Genomic DNA, 1,640 nt, shown 5'->3' with positions numbered 1-1,640 from the left:
GGCTGCCCTTCCACTACATCAACCGCATGGTCAACGTCTTCCTACCGGACTCGCCCCTGCCCGACCTCGCGCCCGGGCCCGTGCGGGGGCCGCTGCGCCGCGCCACCGGAGCGGTGATCGCCGCCGGGCACGGGCCGCGCCTCGCCCCCGACACCGCGTTGGAACTGCTGCCCGAGCGCGCACGCCTCGCCCCCGCCCCCGACGACCTGCGCTGGGCCTGTGGGAACCCCCGGATCCTGCGCGTCCTGACCGGGGTCTGCGCCGTGGTCGACGTGGCCGGGGCCCGCACGCTCCCGGACACCGTACGCGCCCTGACCACCCGCCACATCGGCGAACACGGGGCCGAGCCCGCCGGGGTCAGCCGCGCCTGGTCGACGGAGCCCCTCGCCGCGCTGCCCGAGGCGCACCGGCCCCTGGGGCGTCTGGCCCTGCTCACCGCACGCGCCTCGTTCCAGGTCGGCGACGACACCGTGGCCGAGTGCCGACGAGCCGGGGCCGACGACGCCGACCTGGTCAGGGCCGTCTCCTGGGCGGCGATGACCGCAGCCCGCCACGCCACCGCCCGCGACCTCGCATCCGTACCCCGCACCGCACCGAACCAAGGGAGACAGACGTGAACAACCTGCCCAACGTCATCACGGAACTGCCCGCCGTGATCGACGACCTGACCGCGGAGGCGGCCCGGATCGACGACCTCGTGGCCGACCTGGGGCCCGACGGCTGGGCACGGGAGACCCCGGCGGTGGGGTGGACCGTGGCCCACCAGGTCGCCCACCTGAGCTTCGTCTTCGCGCTCGCCGGGACCGCGGCCTCCGACGCCGAGGCGTTCGCGGCGATGACGGCCGAGGCGAGCCGGGACTTCGACGGAGCGGTCAACGCCGTCCTGAAGACCTATCCGCTCGACGACCCCGAGCGCCTGCTCGCCCGCTGGCGGAAGGANCCCCGGCCGACCAGCCGGTGCCCTGGCTCGTGCGTCCGATCCCGCCGGGCGTCCTCGCCTGCGCGGGCATGATGGAGCTCTACGCCCACGGCCAGGACATCGCCGATGCGCTGGGTGTCACCCCCGAGCGCACCGACCGGATCGGCAACATCGTGGGGTTCGCCGTTCTGACCTGGGAGTTCGGCTATCAGTCCCGAGGGCTCACTCCGCCGGACACCGAGTTCCGGTTCGAACTGACCTCGCCCTCCGGCGCCAAGTGGAACTTCGGCCCGGCCGAGGCCGAGCAGCGGATCACGGGCGACGCCGCCGACTTTTGCCTGTTGGTCACGCGCCGACGCCACCGCGACGACCTCTCCGTGACGGCGGAGGGGCCCGACGCCGACCGCTGGCTCGACATCGCCCAGGCCTACCGCGGCCCGGCCGGTCCGGGGCGCCGCCCCGGCCAGTTCGCCTAGGCAGTGCTTTTGGGCCTGCCGCCGCGCTTCGGCCCGTGTTCGGCCGCCCGAACGACAGGGATTCTTCATCCTCGGCCGCGCCTATCGCTCGTTCCTCGCTACGCGGCTTGCCTCGCCCGCCCGTCACCCTCCACCACCCTCAACGGACGCCTGCGGCGCAGACCTATCCATAAGCACCCTGTCGGCGCCCGAACGACACCCCCTTGAGTGTCCGTTCCAAGAACAGGCCCCAGGCGGCACCTATT

General features: G+C 73.6%; 2 pseudogenes. Both read left to right on the top strand.

What is annotated here, in order from left to right:
* Positions 1-478: 478 nt before the first annotated feature.
* Positions 479-877: pseudogene (locus D471_RS41730) on the top strand (maleylpyruvate isomerase N-terminal domain-containing protein); the annotation flags it as partial.
* Positions 877-1,395 (top strand): annotated as a pseudogene (locus tag D471_RS33910) (maleylpyruvate isomerase family mycothiol-dependent enzyme); the annotation flags it as partial. The pseudogenes D471_RS41730 and D471_RS33910, both read left to right, overlap by 1 nt.
* Positions 1,396-1,640 lie beyond the last annotated feature (245 nt).

Origin of the sequence: Nocardiopsis lucentensis DSM 44048, from assembly GCF_000341125.1 — a bacterium.
In the GTDB taxonomy this organism is placed as follows: Bacteria; Actinomycetota; Actinomycetes; order Streptosporangiales; family Streptosporangiaceae; genus Nocardiopsis; species Nocardiopsis lucentensis.
The sequence above is the reverse complement of the archived record's forward strand: the minus strand, read 5'-3'. Positions and strand labels throughout refer to the sequence as shown.